At 36.6% G+C, this 4,336-nt stretch carries 4 protein-coding genes; 2 read left to right on the top strand and 2 right to left on the bottom strand.

Annotation, left to right across the window (positions count from 1 at the left end; translation table 11 throughout):
• Window positions 1-50: 50 nt before the first annotated feature.
• Window positions 51-2,117, bottom strand: a complete 2,067-nt coding sequence (locus AACY61_RS09480) for a pitrilysin family protein (protein ID WP_339611333.1) — start codon at window positions 2,115-2,117, stop codon at window positions 51-53.
• A gap of 12 nt (window positions 2,118-2,129) precedes the next feature.
• A complete protein-coding gene (locus tag AACY61_RS09475) occupies window positions 2,130-3,449 on the bottom strand; it encodes a pitrilysin family protein (protein ID WP_339611332.1) in 1,320 nt (439 codons plus the stop codon).
• A 195-nt stretch (window positions 3,450-3,644) separates the two neighbouring features.
• On the opposite strand from AACY61_RS09475, the gene AACY61_RS09470 reads away from it, so the two are divergent.
• Window positions 3,645-4,085, top strand: coding sequence for a DUF4199 domain-containing protein (locus AACY61_RS09470; protein ID WP_339611331.1), 441 nt, complete (start codon window positions 3,645-3,647; stop codon window positions 4,083-4,085).
• A 119-nt stretch (window positions 4,086-4,204) separates the two neighbouring features.
• Window positions 4,205-4,336, top strand: a 132-nt coding sequence (locus tag AACY61_RS09465; RefSeq protein ID WP_339611334.1) for a bL21 family ribosomal protein, incomplete at its 3' end; no start/stop codon positions are given.

The raw sequence follows: 4,336 nt of genomic DNA, 5'->3' as shown, positions 1-4,336 counted from the left end.
GGTTTAGTGGGGCGGTTTGTGTGTAAAATCCTAAGTCTGATTTCTAATGTTTATTTAAAATCCTCTTCGCTTACGCCTTCGTTGATTTTAATATCAGTAACCTCAAATTTAATTTCCTGAGGTCCCGCCGAAACGGTCATTGTGTGCGGAAATTGAATACCTCCCACTTCTTTATAATCACCATATAAAATGGATGATTTCATTGGCGTTCCGTTCACTTCTTGAGTGTTCTCGTCTTTGATTTTCAAGCCGGTTTCAGCATTGTAAAAGCTCACTTTAGAATCGCCATATCCAACGGCATAAGCAGTGACTCCATCTACAGTATCCATTCCAATAAGTGTCGCTTTGGAAGGGCTCATTTCCGGAAATAAACCGGCTCCCTCTTTCATATCTGCCAATTGCTTCTCATCAAACTCCATTTTTTGTCCTTGTGCCATAGTATAACCGGATTGTCCGTTAAATACTGTTTTTTGAAGAGGCATACCCCCCATTAAAATTGCTTGTGACATTTTATTGTCACTGGTTACCTTCATTTCCATACCCAATTGCATACCTTGCATAGTAGCACCTGCAGTTGTGAATACTGATTTAACATCATTGAGTTTACCTTTTCCGCCAATAGCATTTATATAGTTGTTCAACACTGTTTCAATAGTTACTGAAGGATCCATTGCTATTGTATAGTTAGGTTCTTCAACCTCATTTCCGTAGATGTCAAAGTATTTTACCGGAATCATAGTGCCGTCTCCCCTGTCAATCTTTTTAAGACCTTCGAGCACTTCAGAACCTTTTCCAGTGACGACGATACGAGCATTGTTAACCAAAAAATATTTGTTGGCTACACGTTTTACATCTTCAGCAGTAACAGCATTGATTTTCTTAAGGTAGTTTTCATAAAAATCTTTTGGAAGATTTTGTATCTCAATGTTCAATGCATAATTAGCTATGGTTTCAGGACGCTCAAGAGCTAAAACAAAATTTCCTGTGTATTTTGCTTTCGCTAAAGCCAATTTATCATTATCAACCAGGTTTTCTCTAATGTTCTTGATTTCATGAAGCATTTCAACAACTGCGCTATCGGTTACTGCATTTCTAACACTAGTGGAAGCATAAAAACTTGTTACGTGCTTACCGGCGCCTGTGGATGATCTTGCGCCATAAGTCCAGCCTTTGTCCTCGCGTAAATTCATATTCAAATAACTATTGAAATCTCCTCCAAGAATACTGTTTGCAATTAAAACTGCGTGGTAATCAGGATCGCTCATTTTTAGGTTGACGATGTTTTCAACTACTAGTTCAGACTGCACTGCGTTGGGCATATCAATAAAATTGATCTGAGTATACTGCACATCTGAAGGATCTGAATAGCTCACGTCCAAAACTTTTTGCTGTGGCCAGTTTCCAAAATGTTTCCTTGCAAGTGCTTCTACATTTGATATGTTTACATCACCGATAACTACCAAATAAGCATTTTCAGGAGAGAAAAAGTTCTCATAGTAATTCTTTACATCTGCTAGTGTGATGTTTTGAACAGTTTCTTCAGTTGCAAACTCTCCTTTTGGGTGTTTTTTTCCGTACAACAATGCAGACGAAACTTGTCTCGACACTGTTGACACATCTTTTTTATTGTTTTTCAATGCCTCAAGTAACTTGTCTTTTTCCTTTTGGAATTCTTCTCCATCCAACAAAGGATTTTTTGCTGCATCTGCAAACAATTCAAAAATACGGTCAAAATATTTTGACAAGGAGCTGGCAAAACCACTCTGTGATCCAAAGTTTATGGAAGCTCCAAGAAAATCAACCTCTTCGTTGAAATCTTCCTTTGAAATAGATGTGGTTCCGTTTCCTAGCATGGCAGCCAATAAGGATTCAACTCCGGCTTTGTCCTGAGAGGCATAAAGCGGGTTGTCTAAACGCAATTGAATTCTCACACGTGGAAGCTTAGTGTTTTTTACAATCATAACTTTCATACCATTATCCAGTTCAAACGACTGTGGCGTTGAAAGATTGATACTTGGTGCTGGTGCAGGAACAGGCCGTTTTGAACGGTCAACCTGTGCATTAATAAAGCTTATAAAAAATAAACAAGCTGTTAAAGATAGTATATACTTTTTCATTGATCTGTTTTTTTATTGTTTGTCATTTTCAGGTAAATATTCTAAACGCAATCTTTGATTTGGGTTAAGATATTTTCTGGCAGCGTCTCTGATTTCTTCTCTTGTTATTGATCTGTAGATATCAATTTCATTGTTGATTAAATTAATATCTCCATAGAGCATTTGATAAGTAGCCAATGAACCGGCAATACCTGCAATCGTAGCATTTGAGTTTACAAAACGGTTTTCAAACACGTTTTGAAGCTTTTCAAACTCTCTTTCTGAAATTAATTCAGTTTGTAGTTTTACAATTTCTTCGTCAATCTCCTTGGTTAGATCTTCAAGTGAAGTGTTGTTTAATGGCAAAGCAAAAGTTAAATACATCCCATAGTCTTGCTGACTCACATTAAAAGCAGCAACCTGAAGGGCCATTTTTTTCTCATCAACCAGTTTTTTATACAACCTTGAACTTTTTCCGTCACTTAAAATAGTTGAAACCATATCCAAGACTCGTGCTTCACGTGTGTTCATTGCCGGAGTTCTGTAGGCGTGAATGATGGCTGGAATTTGAATATTGGGATCGTATGCCACTGCATTGATTTGTTCTGTAATGGGTTCTTCCTTAATATTGACCCTTTCAACTTCAGCTCCTCTTGGAATAGGACCAAAATAATCCTGAATCATTTTTTTTACTTCTGGAAAATTTATATCCCCCGCTACAACTAAAGTGGCATTGTTGGGAACATAAAACTTTTCATTAAAAGCAAGAAACTCATCGAGAGTTGCTGCATCAAGGTGCTCCATGCTACCTATAGGCGACCATCTGTATGGATGCTTTTTAAACATGTTTTTCTTAACCTCAGAAAAAATATTCCCGTAGGGTTGGTTATCTACACGCAGTCTTTTTTCTTCTTTGACTACTTCATTTTGAGTGTCAACACCAATTTGGTTAATGATAGGATGTAACATACGCTCGCTTTCCATCCACAAACCTACTTCAACAGCGTTTGATGGGAAAATTTCATAATAGTAGGTACGATCATCACTGGTGTTTGCATTATTGGACCCTCCGTAAGACGAAACAATTTTAAACCACTCACCTCTTTCAATATTTTCTGTTCCTTCAAACAAAAGATGTTCAAAAAAATGTGCAAATCCTGTACGCTCAGGATTCTCGTCTTTGGCACCTACCTGATACATCACAGAAGTGATTACCACGGGTGCAGTATTGTCCTGGTGTAAAATTACATGCAGGCCATTGTCAAGTTTGTACTCTTCAAAAGCAACTTCCTGCGCTTGAACATACGTAAAAGCAAATAGAAGCAATGCTATGGTAAAAAGATTTTTTCTCATAGTTTTTGTTATTGATTTAAAATGTGACTCATTAGTAATAAAAATGTGAAGTTTGTTACACTTTTCATAGATTACAAAGATAGGATTTAGAGGATATCATTTGGCCAAAACTTAAAAAATTAACAGAGTGTTAGTGTTAATTAAATCCAATTTTTACGATATTAGGGACAACTAACCCTAAAAAATTAAAAAATTATGACAAAGCATTATATCAAATATGGTTTAATCATTACTGTTTTATTGATAATTTATTTCTTAGTACTGCGGCTTTTGAACCTTCATACACTAACTGTATTAAGTGCTTTCAATGCGGTGATTTTTGGTTTTGGAATCTATAAAGCTATTACTAGCTACAAAAAAAACCATGCATCGTTTAAATATGAAGAAGGCTTTCAAGCAGGCTTATTAAGTGGGGCTCTGGCTGCTGTTTTATTTGGTATTGCTATGGCTGTCTATATGTATCATATTGAACCCGGATTTGCAACAACCATTATCGATGGCTGGGGGTTAAATCTGAGTAATGGCCCGTTAACTCTCATTGTTTCTGTATTAATCATGGGGCTGGCTACTTCATTTGTCTTAACCCTGGCGTTTATGCAACTTTTAAAAGAGTCTTGGAACACCAAACAAAAGTAATATATCATATAAAAAGTAGATAGCAGTGATTTGTATATTCATTTTTTAGGTGTATATTTGCGCCCGCGTTAGAAGAAAATCTAACGATTAATCAAGTTTAAATTAACTAAATACACGCTATGTACGCAATTGTAGAGATAGCAGGGCAGCAATTTAAAGTTGCAAAAGACCAGAAGGTGTTTGTTAACCGTCTAAGCGGAGAAGAAGGAGACAGCGTTTCTTTCGATAAAGTTCTTCTTACAGGAGACGGA

The sequence above is a fragment of the uncultured Planktosalinus sp. genome (assembly GCF_963973675.1).
Lineage (GTDB): Bacteria > Bacteroidota > Bacteroidia > Flavobacteriales > Flavobacteriaceae > Planktosalinus.
Note: the sequence above shows the minus strand (reverse complement) of the source record. Positions and strands in the feature narration are given on the sequence as shown.

Coding starts and splice junctions, on each gene's coding strand:
- AACY61_RS09475 (WP_339611332.1), bottom strand. CDS start 3,449: ATGAGAAAAAATCTTTTTACCATAGCATTGCTTCTATTTGCTTTTACG.
- AACY61_RS09480 (WP_339611333.1), bottom strand. CDS start 2,117: ATGAAAAAGTATATACTATCTTTAACAGCTTGTTTATTTTTTATAAGC.
- AACY61_RS09470 (WP_339611331.1), top strand. CDS start 3,645: ATGACAAAGCATTATATCAAATATGGTTTAATCATTACTGTTTTATTG.